14 protein-coding genes are annotated in these 14,670 nt (G+C 40.2%); 5 read left to right on the top strand and 9 right to left on the bottom strand.

The annotated features are described in order from the left end of the window. Window positions 1-107 precede the first annotated feature (107 nt). Entirely contained in the window at window positions 108-1,568 is a 1,461-nt protein-coding gene (locus ACOSVQ_RS08750) for a sensor domain-containing diguanylate cyclase (RefSeq protein WP_491982160.1), read from the top strand. 53 nt (window positions 1,569-1,621) lie between these two features. Here the strand turns inward: ACOSVQ_RS08750 and ACOSVQ_RS08745 are convergent, their stop codons facing one another. The 5 genes from ACOSVQ_RS08745 to ACOSVQ_RS08725 all read right to left on the bottom strand — a co-directional run bounded on the left by ACOSVQ_RS08745 (window position 1,622) and on the right by ACOSVQ_RS08725 (window position 5,195). Continuing rightward, window positions 1,622-1,855 (bottom strand): thioredoxin family protein, encoded by a 234-nt coding sequence (locus ACOSVQ_RS08745; protein ID WP_491982159.1) that lies wholly within the window; start codon window positions 1,853-1,855, stop codon window positions 1,622-1,624. An 11-nt stretch (window positions 1,856-1,866) separates the two neighbouring features. Next, window positions 1,867-2,862: a permease gene (locus ACOSVQ_RS08740; protein WP_491982158.1), complete on the bottom strand. Its 996-nt coding sequence runs from the start codon at window positions 2,860-2,862 to the stop codon at window positions 1,867-1,869. 123 nt (window positions 2,863-2,985) lie between these two features. Then, entirely contained in the window at window positions 2,986-3,543 is a 558-nt protein-coding gene (locus ACOSVQ_RS08735) for a sigma-70 family RNA polymerase sigma factor (protein WP_491982157.1), read from the bottom strand. A gap of 176 nt (window positions 3,544-3,719) precedes the next feature. After that, a complete protein-coding gene (locus ACOSVQ_RS08730; protein WP_491982156.1) occupies window positions 3,720-4,142 on the bottom strand; it encodes a DoxX family protein in 423 nt (140 codons plus the stop codon). Between the two features lie 174 nt (window positions 4,143-4,316). Continuing rightward, window positions 4,317-5,195, bottom strand: coding sequence for a LysR family transcriptional regulator (locus ACOSVQ_RS08725; protein WP_491982155.1), 879 nt, complete (start codon window positions 5,193-5,195; stop codon window positions 4,317-4,319). Window positions 5,196-5,289: 94 nt separating this feature from the next. Here ACOSVQ_RS08725 and ACOSVQ_RS08720 point away from each other — a divergent pair, with 94 nt between their 5' ends. Then, window positions 5,290-5,607 (top strand): DMT family transporter, encoded by a 318-nt coding sequence (locus ACOSVQ_RS08720; RefSeq protein ID WP_491982154.1) that lies wholly within the window; start codon window positions 5,290-5,292, stop codon window positions 5,605-5,607. Window positions 5,608-5,914: 307 nt separating this feature from the next. Then, window positions 5,915-7,114, top strand: coding sequence for a type III PLP-dependent enzyme (locus tag ACOSVQ_RS08715; RefSeq protein WP_491982153.1), 1,200 nt, complete (start codon window positions 5,915-5,917; stop codon window positions 7,112-7,114). An 80-nt stretch (window positions 7,115-7,194) separates the two neighbouring features. Here ACOSVQ_RS08715 and ACOSVQ_RS08710 read toward each other — a convergent pair whose 3' ends face one another. After that, window positions 7,195-7,854, bottom strand: a complete 660-nt coding sequence (locus tag ACOSVQ_RS08710; protein WP_491982152.1) for a pyridoxamine 5'-phosphate oxidase family protein — start codon at window positions 7,852-7,854, stop codon at window positions 7,195-7,197. A gap of 95 nt (window positions 7,855-7,949) precedes the next feature. Here ACOSVQ_RS08710 and pdxR point away from each other — a divergent pair, with 95 nt between their 5' ends. Together pdxR and malI are read left to right on the top strand one after the other, a co-directional pair. After that, window positions 7,950-9,404: a MocR-like pyridoxine biosynthesis transcription factor PdxR gene (gene pdxR, locus ACOSVQ_RS08705; RefSeq protein WP_491982151.1), complete on the top strand. Its 1,455-nt coding sequence runs from the start codon at window positions 7,950-7,952 to the stop codon at window positions 9,402-9,404. Window positions 9,405-9,454: 50 nt separating this feature from the next. Next, the gene (malI, locus tag ACOSVQ_RS08700; protein ID WP_491982150.1) at window positions 9,455-10,486 is read left to right on the top strand and encodes a Mal regulon transcriptional regulator MalI; all 1,032 of its coding nucleotides are present in this window, start codon (window positions 9,455-9,457) and stop codon (window positions 10,484-10,486) included. 48 nt (window positions 10,487-10,534) lie between these two features. Here malI and ACOSVQ_RS08695 read toward each other — a convergent pair whose 3' ends face one another. From ACOSVQ_RS08695 to mtgA, 3 genes are all read right to left on the bottom strand, one after another. Continuing rightward, on the bottom strand, window positions 10,535-12,043 hold the full coding sequence (locus ACOSVQ_RS08695) for a PTS transporter subunit EIIC (protein ID WP_491982149.1): 1,509 nt from the start codon (window positions 12,041-12,043) through the stop codon (window positions 10,535-10,537). A gap of 343 nt (window positions 12,044-12,386) precedes the next feature. Continuing rightward, on the bottom strand, window positions 12,387-13,688 hold the full coding sequence (locus ACOSVQ_RS08690; protein ID WP_491982148.1) for a methyl-accepting chemotaxis protein: 1,302 nt from the start codon (window positions 13,686-13,688) through the stop codon (window positions 12,387-12,389). Window positions 13,689-13,847: 159 nt separating this feature from the next. After that, the gene (gene mtgA, locus ACOSVQ_RS08685) at window positions 13,848-14,525 is read right to left on the bottom strand and encodes a monofunctional biosynthetic peptidoglycan transglycosylase (RefSeq protein WP_491982182.1); all 678 of its coding nucleotides are present in this window, start codon (window positions 14,523-14,525) and stop codon (window positions 13,848-13,850) included. Between the last annotated feature and the right edge of the window lie 145 nt (window positions 14,526-14,670).

Raw genomic sequence — 14,670 nt, 5'->3', positions numbered from 1 at the left:
TAATCTAGGAATGTATACATCAAAATAATTAATAATATCGTTAAAATTTAAAACAATAGAGTGCTTTCCCTAAAGGAACTAAAAGCAAGTATAAAGGAAGTCTAGGGATGGAAGGATCATGCCAAGAAGAACATTCGATGTTTGTTAGTAAATGGTTTGGCGTAATATCAAGGTCGGTACTGATTACTCTCGCGTGGGTAGCTCTGTGGCGTGCCGCAGCTTTGATGGAATATGCTCCTCACGCCAGTATCTGGTTCCCACCATCAGGCGTTACTTACGCCATATTTCTCATTTTGGGGTGGCGAGCATTTCCCATAGTATTAGTCGCTTCAGTCAGTACGACATTTTGGGAAAATAGCATCTATGAGGGACAACAGAGTTTTTCGACTTTGCTTCTCACGGGATTACTGTTTGCTACCGTGCACTGCTTATCTTATTGGAGCGGTGCTGCGATATTACGAAAGCTCAGCAATACAGGAAAAACTTACCGCATTCCCTATTTGATTTTGCTTTTTCTGATTATCGCTGCAAGTTCATCACTTGTTGCTGCTATTGGTGGAGCCAACGGCTTGGCTATCACAGGCATTATTTCACCAAATGAAGTGATGTCGATATGGGGACCTTGGTGGGTTGGAGATCTCGTAGGTGTTGTTGTTATCACACCTATTATGGTGGTAATTCTTTCCCGATTTTACCCAGATGAAAGCCAATGGCTGATTGAAAATTTTTCATCCGTATATGAACAGACCCCAATTCAGAATTACATCTACAAGCAAACTATAGCCATTGTATTGTTGGCTCTAATTAGCGTTTTAGTCGCTATATATCCATCTTCAAGCATTGTTTTTTGTGTGTTTTTCTTGGGTATTGCTCAGATGTGGATAGTCTTTACTGAAAGTGCAGGTCGCGCCTTTTTAAGCCTTGCACTCTTAAGTACCTCTACGGCTATTTTGGTGTCATGGTTACAGCTAGGCAACCATGCGATGGTATACCAATTTACCATTTCATTATTGGCTGCAAACACATACTTTGGCTTGTGGGTTCCGCACATTCTTATTGATAACCGAAACTTAAGAGTCTTAGCGGAAAGAGATGTCTTAACCGGAGCTCAGACACGTCAATTTTTCATTAAAAATGTGAAAAACGAGATAAACCGTTGTCGTCGTTTTGGACAGCCACTTTCGTTGACCTTGTTTGATATCGATGGTTTTAAGCATATCAACGATACCTTTGGTCATACAATTGGCGATAAAGTCCTTACGGTCGTTGCACAAAATGTGGCAAAGGAAATTCGACCAGCCGATCTTATTGGTAGATTCGGTGGCGATGAATTTATGTTGTTATTGCCGGGAGACGATTTATCCCATGCAATGCAAGCAGCTGAAAGAATTAGAGTGAGTATTGAAGCGCTGAAGTTTCCCTCATTAGAAAAAAGCATAACGTGCAGTTTTGGGGTTGTAGAAATTGGACCACAAGATACCTTTGTATCAGCGTTTGAAAGAGCAGATAACTTTCTATTAGAAGCTAAGAAAAATGGTAAGAATCAGGTAAACCCTTCTCCTCTATGATTATATAGGGCTTTATTTGTTGCGTTGTAATAAATAAAGCCCAGCGTAAAACTTTAATCAAACCAGCTCCTTACCTTATCTTGAGAAGGTACTCCCCCTGCGTGTATCACTTCTTCATTCAAAACCACTGCCGGCGTAGACATAACACCGTAGTCCATTATCGATTCAACATCCGTGACCTTTTCAACCTTAACATCGATACCTGCCTTTTTTGCCGTATCTTCAATCAGTTTTGCCGTATTAACGCAATTAGCACATCCAGAACCGAGTACTTTAAAAATCTTCATTGATGACTCCTTCAAATTTGCACAGTAATAATATTGAACATCCAACCAATTATGGTGAATGCAGAAAGTAAAAGAGCGAACAGTATTCCTAATAAACGCCACTGCATAACCTGCTTGAGCATGACAAACTCGGGAATGCTTGCAGCGACGGTGCTCATGCAAAACGCCAGTGTCGTTCCTGCAGGGAGCCCATTGGTTAACAGGCTTTCCATAATTGGGATCACGCCTGTTGCATTGGAATACAAAGGAATACCAATCAATACTGAAGCGGGAACAGACCACCACTGCTTACTTCCTAGGTTGCTTTCTATCCATCCATCAGGTACATAACCATGCAGTGCTGCCCCTACTCCTACACCAATCAACACCCACTTCCAAACACGCACAAATATCTCGCGAGTTTCATTTTTGGCAAACGTATTGCGCTCAGAAAATGACATTGTTGTATCAGTTTGTTTGATGCGGTTGATTGACGACGATTGATTGGCTCTACTCAATGCTTTTGCAGCAAAAGGTTGCAGCCACCGCTCGGCTTTGATCATATCGAGAAACCAACCACTGATGATTCCGATAACCATACCTGCAACCACATAAAGAAAGGTAAATTTCCAACCTAGTAAGCTAATTAGCAATAAAACAGCAATCTCATTAACTAATGGTGAAGTAATGAGAAATGCCATGGTGATACCCAAGGGAATTCCAGCAGTGGTAAAGCCTAGAAAGACGGGAATGCTTGAACATGAACAAAAAGGTGTAACGGCACCGAAGACACTACCCATTATGTAGCCTACAAACCGCTTTTTGCCTGAAAGATAATCTCTTACTTTCTCGACATTAAGTGAGGCTCTAACCAAAGCAATCAGATAGATCATTACCACTAGTAAAACGAGTATCTTACTGGTGTCTTCAACAAAGAAATGAATCGCTTGACCGATTTTCGATTCACTGTCTAAGCCCAATATCTGATATGTAACCCAATTGGCTAATGAAGTGAAAATCCAGAACATTTTGATGACTCCTAATATACGACTCAAATTACAACGCTCTATACTCGTAGTAACTTAAGACGAACTAGGTGTTAAAAAGACGCAGAAAATTTCTTAAATTGACGCAATAACTATTCTGGATCTCTATATAGATTTAGGGGTGAAACAGCATACTTTATGGTGCTCATCAAATTTAATGTGACAATTGACTTTTAGCTGTTCACGTAATTTTGGGCGAGCTCTTTGAATCCTTGATTTTACAGCGGTGACGGTAAGGCGATGCCTTTTAGCAAATTCTTGTTGGCTATGACCTTGTAAATCGCAAAATTCAATGACGGAACGATCATCTTCACTTAAACACGCGAGCGCTTTAGGTAAGCATCGTGCCATGCTTTCAATTGGTTCGCGTTCAGTTTCCTTTAACTGTTGATTATTGACGTCACATAGGCTTTCTAATCTGCCTGATTTACGCCATTCATCAATGAGTAAGTTTTTTGCAACGCTAAACAACCATGCTCTCTGATTCTCTATGTCACAAAACGCTCTTTCTCTCTGTAAAGCTCTTAGAAACGTTTCTTGAAGTAAATCGTGTGCCAAGTCATGACACGAGCAATGCTGGGTCAACCATCGGTAGAGAGCATTCTCTGTGGCAGACCAAGTATCCAACAAACAAGGGACTGGTAATGATTGAGTTGAATTCATAGTTCAAAAGTACTCCCAAAGCAGTTGAAAAGGCTCAAGCGTCTCAAGCAACAGCTAAATGATAGGCTCAATTTTTGTACTATTTTGAGATCTGAGGTTTGTTCTGATAATTAGCTTTGGGAATAAAAAAGCCGGATGAGAAATATCATCCGGCTTAAATCGAAACCTAGTTCATTTTATGCGTCAGGCTTAAGGGCATATTTCCCTGAACCTAAGAACATCGTTGCTAAAGCAGCAAACAGATAAACGGCTACACCTTCAACAGCCCAAGCGCCAACTTTATTTAACGTAAAGAAGTTGTCCATGTGCATCAAGTACACAACCATTAGACAGGTACCAATTACGACAATTGAAGACAAGCGTGTGAATACACCAGCGATAATAAGAATTGGAGCAACAACTTCACCTAAATAAACTCCATAAGCGACAAAAGCTGGTAAACCATTTTTTACAAGCATACCTTGGATAAATTCAGTTCCGCCATGTATCTTATGAATTCCGTGTAACAGGAACATTACCGCGAAACTGACACGTAAAATCAATTTCCCAAGATCGGGTTTTGCTAATAGTTTATCGACTTGATTTAAAATTTCGTTCATGACAACCATCCTTTTAGGTCTAATAATCATTACTATAGAGCTCTATAACGTACAGTATCACCTAAAAGTATTAATCATCTTCATCAATTTTTCCGAATAATATCATTGATGCAAATCAAGCTCTATTTTCTACTCCTACGGTATGTACAAATGGTTACATATCACATTATCGTGCTAGTTGAAGATCATCTTTAGTTCATCAAATAACCATTGGAACACAGGTCCTTTGTCTTTTCCTTTATTGCAGACCAAATCTACAGGCACGTTCCAAGCCTTATGGTCAAAAGCAATGCTGATTTTGATCAGTTGACCTTGTGACACTAATTCGTCAACAAGTGATAGAGGTAAATAAGCCCAGCCAACTTGTTGTTTGACCAGTTCTAACACATTGTAGTGGCTAGAACTCCACCAAACCTTCGGAGAAATGCTGGTTAAGTTGTGTGATTCTTGCTTGAGCTTGCCTCTAACAGCTATCTGGCGATATGCAGAGAGATCTGATGGGAGCTCTATATCCATTTTCGATAGTGGATATAGAGGATGACAAACTGCGATGTAGTCCACGCTCCCGACATAGCAAAAATCCACTTCTTTTGTCATATCTAGTTCAGTGAACATCACTCCGAGATCAACTGTGTTTGACGTAATTTCTTGGCAAATATCAGTCGATGCCATAGTTAAAACATCGATTTGAGTTGAAGGAAACTGCTCATCTAACCTTTTAAACAATTCACCCAGTTTGCCGTTCATTACTCCATCATCAATAGCTATGGTCAAAGAGCTTTCTTCTTTTTTTTCAATTGATTGTGCAATTTTTTCAAATTCGTCTGCTTGGGCAATTAAGTTTCTTGCACTACGAATCAACCTTTCGCCTGCAACGGTCAATTTAGGATTACGTGAAGTACGATCAAAAAGCTCGACGCCTAAATCGATTTCCAAAGTGCTGATGCCATGGCTAACAGCTGACTGAACTTTTCCCATTTTTCGAGCACAAGCGGAAAAAGAACCAAGCTCGGCTGCAATTACCATCATTTTTACTTGTTCGAGACTCAACATATGAATTTTTTAGATAGATACCAACTTTTATCCATCATAGATATAGATACCATTAGTCGCAAATCAAGTTTACTTATATGAGGATGTATCACTAATGAGTTGGTTGTATTTGGTTTTAGCTGGGATAACCGAAATCGGTTGGCCTGTAGGTTTAAAGCTTGCACAAAGTGGGCAATACAAATGGTTAGGAATAGCGATTGCTATTAGTTTTATGGCGCTTAGCGGAACACTCCTATTTATGGCTCAAAAAGTGATTCCAATGGGAACTGCCTACGCTGTATGGACAGGTATTGGTGCAGCAGGAACATTTCTAGTCGGTGTACTTGTTTACGGAGATGCGTCTTCACTGGTTAGATATATTGGTGTATTTCTGATTTTGTCTGGTGTTGTTCTACTTAAAGTAGGTCATTAACTCGTGTTAAAGAGCCTAATGGAGTAGGTTCTAGCCAGTGAATAATAATGCATCATATTTAATTATCTTTTCGATAAAAAATTTTTAGTTTCATTGGGACATTTTTTATTGCGTGAGAAAAAGTATGACCTTATTATCGCCCTGCTTCTTGATGATAGCCAATCCGAGTACATCACAGTAGTTTTGTGGCAAGGCGATAGAGCAACTATCCAAGAGTGACTTTGACGGCGCAAACGCGCTTTTATTGACGCTCCACTTTTCATCATCCAAGACCATGAAAAGTGCCTTGTTATATTGGAGAATTGCTATGGCTAATTCAGCTTCTGTATTGGATTTTCAATCTTTTTCTTCTCAAGCTCTATCAGCAGAAACCATCGATCTAATCGAAACTTCTGTTGCACAGTTTGGTGCTCCTTTACTTATGCTTGATTGCGATATTATTCGCTCTCAGTACCGTGCACTAAGCAATGCACTACCGAATGTAGCTCTTCACTTTGCTCTTAAGCCGCTACCTCATCCAAATGTAGTTAAAACACTTTTGGAAGAAGGCGCATGCTTTGACTTAGCTACTACTGGTGAAGTTGAATTAGTGCAACAACAAGGCGTACCTGCAGAACGTACAATCCACACTCACCCAATTAAGCGTGACCGTGACATTCGTGACGCATTGGCGTATGGCTGTAACGTGTTTGTGGTTGATAACCTAAATGAGTTAGAAAAATTCAAACCTTATAAAGATGAAGTTGAATTACTCGTTCGTTTGAGCTTCCGTAACTCTGAAGCCTTCGCTGACTTATCGAAAAAATTTGGTTGTTCTTCAGAGCAAGCATTAGTGATTATCGAAACAGCGAAAGATTGGAACATTCACATTAAAGGTCTGTCATTCCATGTGGGTTCTCAAACAACTAACCCACAAAAATACGTGGATGCAATTCGTAGCTGTAAAGAAGTGATGGATGAAGTGTTTGTACGTGGTTTACCAGCGTTGAGCACACTGGATATTGGTGGTGGTTTCCCTGTTACTTACACTAAACAAGTGATGCCAATTGACCAATTCTGTATGCCGATTAACGAAGCGCTAAACGAGTTACCAGAAACTGTTCAAGTGATTGCAGAACCTGGTCGCTTCATTGTTGCTCCTGCAGTAACAAGTGTTGCTTCAGTAATGGGTCAAGCAGAGCGTGAAGGCCAAATTTGGTACTACTTAGACGACGGTGTATATGGCTCTTTCAGTGGTTTGATCTTCGACCATTCTGAATACCCTATTGTGACATTGAAACAAGACGGCGAGTTCGTACCAAGTGTACTGTCAGGACCAACATGTGACAGTATTGATGTGATTGCAGAAAACATTATGCTGCCTAAACTTGAAAACGGCGATTTGGTTATCGGTCGAGTGATGGGCGCTTACACTAGTGCAACCGCAACAGATTTTAACTTCTTCAAACGTGCTCAAACTATTGTGATTAATGAGTTTGAAGAAAATAGCCAACGCATGATTGGCTAATAAATTGCTAATATTGGCAAATAGATTGCTAATAGTTGAAGCTCCCTAATTAGGGAGCTTTTTTGTTTCATACCGTTCAATTAGTTTTTATTCCACCGTTCGCCATATGCTGAGCTGTAATCTGGGGTTGGAATAACACCACTCATTTCTTCAACAGGTTTTAGTGGCCCAACGACTGTTCTATACGGCATATAACCGGCCCATACAGGCAAATCTAAATCCTCTTTATCATCGTTGACGATACCATTACTGACTTTTACAGAAGCCTCTGTTAGCGGAATACGCAGTAGCATAGTCGCAGTTAGCTCTTTTTCATTGCTCAAACGAACATCTTGAGTTCTTCCCGGTGCGATATGTTCAACGAAGTGATTCAACAAACGGTCTTTATCCCTATTGTCTTCAACAATTGAGAAACTACCAAACACAACTGCTGAGCGATAATGAGCACTGTGATGAAAAGCTGAACGAGCCAAAATCCAGCCGTCAAACAGGGTAAAGGTCAAACAGGTTTGAGCGCCATTTTTCAACGAGCGTAGCAATCGACTATTATTTGCACCATGGATATAGACGTGATCATCTACCCTCCAAGCCAGCATTGGGATTACAACAGGTCCTTGTTCGTTATTAATCGCTATATGAGCGATTAGGCTTTCATCAATGATCTGGTGAAGTATCTCAAGTTCAAATTGCGCCTTGTGCACTGCTTTTTTTATTTGTGTTCTTGGTGTATTTGAAAGCATTGTCTATCCCTATTTAAATCGTTCTTTATGGTTGCAATGTAACAACACACTGGTACCTTAATAAGAACCAGTTTTGGATTAAGGATAGATCCACTTTGCAGCCTATCGATTCTGGTGATTTGGTTCTCAATGATGACAAATCACCCAAACAGGAAAGCTTATTTCACGCTATACGCGAAAAAATTGTCAAACAACTTTGGCATAAAGGCGGTAAGCTGCCATCAACTCGTAAGTTAGCTGAAGAGTTAAAACTAGGCAGAAATACAGTCACTGCCGCTTATGAACAATTAGTGGCAGAAGGCTATCTAGAGTCTCGAACTGGTTCTGGTTTTTATGTTGCTGTCGAGCTACCTGATCACTACTTACCAACGTCTAAGCCTACGAAACACAAAGAGCAAACACTGACAGTACAAATACAAAAAGTAGAACCGAATAACACTGCATTCGCACCGGGCGTTCCCGATCTTCAACAGTTTCCTATCGCTAAATGGAATAAACACGTACAGGTTCACTCAACAAGGCATTCTCTGCTTGGTAATAAAGGGACTCAAGGTGATGCCGAGCTACGACTTGCTTTGAGCGACTATCTCGCAACAAGCCGTTCTGTGCACTGCGACGCTGATCGAATCATTATCACCTCTGGAGCTCAGCAAGCATTGATGATCGCACTGATGGCGGTTATGGAACCCAATGACTCTGTATTAATGGAGCAACCGGGCTACTCCAAGATGAGAAAAATTATTGAGCTACTCAAATATCAATTTGAACCCGTTCATGTGAATGAATATGTGGGTTTCGACATAGAAAGCATATTCGAAAGTAAAGCGCGTGCACTCTATATAACACCGAGTAATCAGTATCCGATGGGAACTACATTAAACACTGATCAAAGGCTAAAGCTTATTGAATGGGCTAATCAAGGGAATCACTGGATTATTGAAGACGACTACGACAGCGAATTCCAATTTGCTCATCGTCCCTATACCAGTTTGCAAGGCTTATCTGCTGAAATTCACGCGGACTCACGGGTTATCTACGTAGGTTCGTTTAGCAAAACCATGTTTAACAGCTTACGCATGGGATACCTGATCGTTCCACAAGCTTTAGTTGATAGATGTTTAGCGATTAAAGATGCATTGACGGGCGATTCACCAGCTCATATCCAGTCAGCTTTGGCTGACTTTATAAAATCCGGCGACTTTCTTCGCCACATTAGAAAAATGCGTAGGCTGTATAAAGACAAACATCAACAAATGTTGAGCTCAATTCAGAAGCATTTTAATAAAGATGTAGAGATAATCAGCCAAGCCGCCGGACTTCATGTAACGCTAAAATGGGTTGAAGGTATTGATGAGGTGACATTGTCACAGAAAACACTTGAAGAAGGCATAGTGATTCGCGCATTGAGTTACTACGAAAACCCTGCATTTAGGCAACGTGATTGGCAAGGAGCAGTACTTGGATACGGCAATATCTCAATTGATAAGATTGACGAAAAGATTAAACAAATAGCTGATCTGTTTTACGATTCGAATACCAAAACATGGTGAGATAACATCTATTTGTTAAACTCAATTTAATCGAAATACTTAAGATTTTTATGTCAAATACCAATAAGAAAATAACGATTACGGATGTTGCTCAGCATGCGAATGTCTCGGTTACTACCGTGTCATTGGTTTTAAGCCAAAAAGGCCGTATTTCTCCACAAACTAAGGCTCGAGTGCAGCAGGCCATAGAAGAACTTGGATTTGTACGTAATCAAACCGCCGCAAATCTGCGAACTCAATCCACAAAGACTATTGGTCTTATGGTGAACAATATTAACGACTTTGCAACGTATCGCATGGTTGCTGGTATTAGTGAAGTTCTCGAACTCCACGGTTATATGTTGTATCTAACGCAAAGTGGTAAAAATATAGAGGTGTTTGAACAAAAGCTAATGTCTTTATACCAACAAGGCGTTGAAGGCGTAATATTCTCTCCTGTCGATGATGAACACTTATCATCCCTCAAGAAGCCAGAAGGTTATCAAATTCCATTGATCTGTCTTTCATCAGCAAAACTAAACTGTGACATCGACTATATCAGCCCAGACAATACACATAGTGCTAAGCTCGCAACGGAATACTTAGTGCGACAAGGGCATCGCCGAATTGCTTATATCGGTGGTAGAAACGGTTCACCTTGTAAGGATGAACGTGTAGCCAGCTACCGTTATACTCTTAGCCAGTATGGTTTACCTTTTAGGCAAGAGTGGGTTATTGATGGTAATTTCAATTCAGCGGCTTTTACTCAATCCATCACCTCTTTACTCACCGAACATACTCAAATTACAGCAGTCCTTTGTCATGACACGACTAGTGCCTTAACTTGCTCTAATGGCATAAGAAAAGCGGGTAGAGATATTGGTAAAGAGATGTTCATTGATGATCAAGTGGCCTTGATCTGCTTCGATGATTCAGAACAAATTATGTTAAGCCATCCTTCGATCTCTAGTGTTTGTACCGATCCGTATAGTGTTGGAGAATCAGCGGCTTTACGTCTTCTTGATAACATAAGAAAACCTGAAGAGATTGCGCATACAAGCATCATTTTGCCAGCAAGATTTGTTCATCGTAACTCTGCATAAAAAAAGCGATGGGATACCCCATCGCTTCATTTAAAGAAGTTATTTTTGCTAGGCCATTTGCTGTTGTAGTGATTCAATTTGGTTTGATAAAAACTGAGCTCGTGCACCAAAGATGATCTGAATGCCGACATCACCTACGTAAACGACCCCTTTCGCTCCCAAATCACTTAATGCATCCCTATTAACTTTGCTTTTATCTTTAACCTGAAGACGCAGACGCGTGATACACGCCGTTGAGCTTGCAATATTGTCCATGCCACCAATTGCTAACAGTATTTGGGTAGTTAGTTCTTCATCTGTTATTTCATCCAGATTGTTTGAAACGTCAGTGCGCCCTGGTGTTTTAACATCTAGCCTGCGAATCACAACTCGGAATACACCATAGTAGATCATTGCCATCGGTATACCAATGATGATCACTTTTACCCAGTTCGTTTCAAAACCACTTAGTGAAGGCATAATTCCAAAGGAAATATAGTCGATCAAACCAGCAGAAAAAGACTTAGCGATGTGTGCATCTAACGCATACATAGTCATGTATGACAAACCCGCCATTACTGCATTAAATACATACAAGATGGGTGCAACAAAAATGAACGTAAATTCAACTGGTTCGGTAATTCCGGTAATAAAACAGGTCAGTGCTGCAGAAAACAATATACCAGCTGCAATCTTTTTGTTTTTAGTGTGCGCTTCGTGGTACATGGCCAAACACGCTGCAGGAAGAGCAAATAACATGAGCGGGAACTCCCCTTGCATAAATTTACCCGCATCGTTATATGTGTCAGTACTAAATGATTTCACTCCGTCGGTTAGCATTTTAAACCAGATGGTTTGATCGCCATTTATCACTGATCCAGTCGGCGTCACATATTCGCCGAAAGTAAACCAGAATGATGGATACCATACATGGTGTAATCCAAGAGGAATAAGCGCTCTTTCAGTAAGACCAAAGATAAAAGTGGATAACATTTGGTTATCGCCGTTCACTATAGTGGATAGTGCATCAATGCCATTTTGAACGTATTGCCAAACGTAAGGTAAAAGCAGGCCTAAAAGGAAAGAGTAGAATGCGCAGGAAATAGCAACAAAACGCTTTCCTGAGAAAAACCCCAAAAATTCAGGCAACTTTATATCGTGATAGCGTTTATAACAGTACGCCGCCAAGATCCCAGAAATAAGTCCACCAAATACACCCATTTGTAACGACGGTATACCTAGCACTAACGCATATTTTCCCCCTTCGCTTGCCATCTCTGGAGTAATGCCAAGTAGAGCACTTATGGTAGAGTTAATAATAAGTATCGAAACCGCCGCAGATAAAGCTGCAATGCCCGATTCAGATGCCAACCCTACGGCTGAACCAATCGCAAATAACAACGGTAAGTTATCAAATACAACACCACCAGCATGCATCATTAGTGGCATACCAAACTTATCACCAAATGCGAGTAATAAACCAGCAGCTGGCAGTAGCGAAATTGGCAACATCAGTGCTCGCCCTATGAGCGATAGCTGCGATAATGGGGATGCCAAAGCCCGCAAATATTTAGTCATATTCCATCCTTAAAATTTAAAATACTAAAAGAAAACACCATGTTTCAAATACAATATGACTTGCTAATAGACTGATATACAAAACAATATATTCAAGTAAATCGTTTTACCTCGCAAACAATAGTTATAGATAAAACGTTTTACTAACACAAATGGTTATATGTCGATGGATATAAAAGATTGTTTCGAATATACCTGGCAAAGTTTAAAAGTCGTTTCCTTCGTATACGTTTTATCATTCTTAATTAACAACAAACACGCAATAGAAGAGTTACGATGTATAGAAAAACAAAAAAGAGATGGCTGAGCATCTCTTTTCAAAGTAAGACTAACGAAAGCTTTTCTAAAGCGATAGATCTTTCACTGATTCTGAAACCAAATTTGCTTCTAATACAATTTCATCAATAACCGCTTTAATTTCGATGGCTTGTGTTTCGCCATAGTTGGTTTTTTCTAGTGCCGCTTGAATATGTGTATCTATGCTTTGAGTAATTGTGGTGTTCTTAGCAATAACTTCTGCAATTTCAGCGGTTGATTGAGAGGTTCGTGCAGCCAATTGGCGTACTTCATCAGCAACAACAGCAAAACCCCTACCCTGATCGCCGGCCCTAGCGGCTTCAATCGCCGCATTAAGTGCTAGCAAATTAGTCTGCTCTGCAATCGCTGTAATGGTTGAAACAATCGCATTTACACTCTTCGCTTGTTCATTAAGTTGAGCTATCAAAGCTCCAACGCCTTGAACTGAGCCGTTAATATCCTCAGAGTTTGAAAGAAGAATCTCAACTCGCTCTTTACCCTTCTCTGAAATATCAACGGTTTCCTGAGCGGTATTACACGCAATCAAAGCTGCTTCTTGAACTTTCATTGCCTTTTCTACTCGTTCAGTTATATCACTCGCGAGCTTGATGATTTTAACAACTTGATTGGCATGGTTATAAATGGGGTTATATGTGGCTTCTAGCCAAATGGTGCGACCATGCTTGTCTTTACGTTTAAAAAGACCGCTTTGAATTTTTCCCGTAGTCAGATCCTTCCAGAACCTAGGATTGTCTCGATAGAACTCTTCTTCACAAAATTGCCTATGATGTTTACCCACGACTTCATTTAACGAGTAGCCAAAGCAGTTTAGAAAATTTTTGTTCGCTCTTAACACTGTGCCATCAGGTGAAAAATCAATAACAGCAAGTGACTTGTCCATTGCCTTTAATAAAGCTTGGTTTCTCTCAAGTTCAGTTTGTTCAGTTGTTACATCTGACGCCACTTTCGCAACAGACTCTACCTTACCATTTTTCACAATTGGGAAATACGTTGCTTCTAACCAGACTGCATTGCCAGCCTTATCTTTACGTATAAACGTTCCATTGGTTGGCTCACCTTTGGTTAATGACTGCCAAAGTTCCTTATATTCTCTTTTTTCTACGTCTTCAGGAAAGCACAGTACGCTATGGTGTTTATTTAATACTTCATCTAAATGGTAGCCGAACACGGTTAGTAAAAGGTCATTTGCATAGAGAACATTACCTGTTGGCGTAAATTCGATATAAGGTACCGTTCTTTTAAGAGAATCTCTAAAAGCACTCGCTGATGCTGATTTTTCCTCTAAATCGGAAACGATTTTTTTGTGGAAACTTTTTGAGACAAACATTGTTCACTCCTGTTAAACAATACATCGTTAGGTTTAGTCTAAAGTTCACAGAGTAGCAATGTTAGTTCAATCTTTTTCGTGACTTACGAGCAACTTGCAAAATGAATTTTGAAATTGAGCCAGAAAATCCATCTGCAAAATGACAACTCTCAATCATATTTAATATGAAAATGTACCTAGATTTCCCATTTGTCGTAATACCCAGTTCACGCGCTTTTGGACATACTGAGTCATAGGTACTGGTTGGATCTTATAAGGGTTGGGTAATACCACGGCTAATTGTGCTGCTTGATACGAACTAATCTGACTTGCAGAAACACCAAAGTAATGATGACTAGCAGCTTGTACCCCATAAATGCCAGGTCCAAATTCCACAACGTTTAAGTACATTTCCATGATTCGCTCTTTGCCCCAAATCATTTCAATCAGCAATGCAATATATAATTCGTACGCTTTACGCAAATAAGTATGACTAGGAAATAGAAATACATTCTTAGCTGTTTGCTGAGTAATTGTGCTAGCTCCGCGTTGGGGGCCTTGGTCACCACTACTTTGTAACACAGCCAAAAGTGCAGAAAGATCGACTCCCCAATGATGTGGAAAGCGTTGATCTTCTGAAGCTATGATTGCTAGTGGAATAGTTGGCGAGGTTGAGTCAAGGCTCACCCACTGATGCTGAGACGTTTCTGGATAACCTTTAGGCGGAAAAAGCGTGCGTGAAATTTGCCATCCCCATATTGGTGGGTTAACAAATTTCAAGATAATGACGAGTACAACTGGTAAACCCAAAGCCAATACCATCAATGTGACTAACGATTTCTTAATGCTGCTTATCAATTTTCGGGCTGTACTTTTCAAACGGGTTGTCTCATTGGTAGTGTTTCAATAGAAATAAGATCTTTATGTTCGTCCATTTCAACTTGTGAAACTGGTTTGCAATCCTATCGCGGGCGCAAGGTTACGCGAAAAAGCCAACACGATT

Source organism: Vibrio sp. HM8-C (assembly GCF_058630515.1).
The sequence above is the reverse complement of the archived record's forward strand: the minus strand, read 5'-3'. Positions and strand labels throughout refer to the sequence as shown.

Bases quoted from the DNA above. Each gene is read 5' to 3' on its own strand.
- ACOSVQ_RS08750 (WP_491982160.1), top strand. From the start codon at position 108: ATGGAAGGATCATGCCAAGAAGAACATTCGATGTTTGTTAGTAAATGG.
- ACOSVQ_RS08745 (WP_491982159.1), bottom strand. From the start codon at position 1,855: ATGAAGATTTTTAAAGTACTCGGTTCTGGATGTGCTAATTGCGTTAAT.
- ACOSVQ_RS08740 (WP_491982158.1), bottom strand. From the start codon at position 2,862: ATGTTCTGGATTTTCACTTCATTAGCCAATTGGGTTACATATCAGATA.
- ACOSVQ_RS08735 (WP_491982157.1), bottom strand. From the start codon at position 3,543: ATGAATTCAACTCAATCATTACCAGTCCCTTGTTTGTTGGATACTTGG.
- ACOSVQ_RS08730 (WP_491982156.1), bottom strand. From the start codon at position 4,142: ATGAACGAAATTTTAAATCAAGTCGATAAACTATTAGCAAAACCCGAT.
- ACOSVQ_RS08725 (WP_491982155.1), bottom strand. From the start codon at position 5,195: ATGTTGAGTCTCGAACAAGTAAAAATGATGGTAATTGCAGCCGAGCTT.
- ACOSVQ_RS08720 (WP_491982154.1), top strand. From the start codon at position 5,290: ATGAGTTGGTTGTATTTGGTTTTAGCTGGGATAACCGAAATCGGTTGG.
- ACOSVQ_RS08715 (WP_491982153.1), top strand. From the start codon at position 5,915: ATGGCTAATTCAGCTTCTGTATTGGATTTTCAATCTTTTTCTTCTCAA.
- ACOSVQ_RS08710 (WP_491982152.1), bottom strand. From the start codon at position 7,854: ATGCTTTCAAATACACCAAGAACACAAATAAAAAAAGCAGTGCACAAG.
- malI (WP_491982150.1), top strand. From the start codon at position 9,455: ATGTCAAATACCAATAAGAAAATAACGATTACGGATGTTGCTCAGCAT.
- ACOSVQ_RS08695 (WP_491982149.1), bottom strand. From the start codon at position 12,043: ATGACTAAATATTTGCGGGCTTTGGCATCCCCATTATCGCAGCTATCG.
- ACOSVQ_RS08690 (WP_491982148.1), bottom strand. From the start codon at position 13,688: ATGTTTGTCTCAAAAAGTTTCCACAAAAAAATCGTTTCCGATTTAGAG.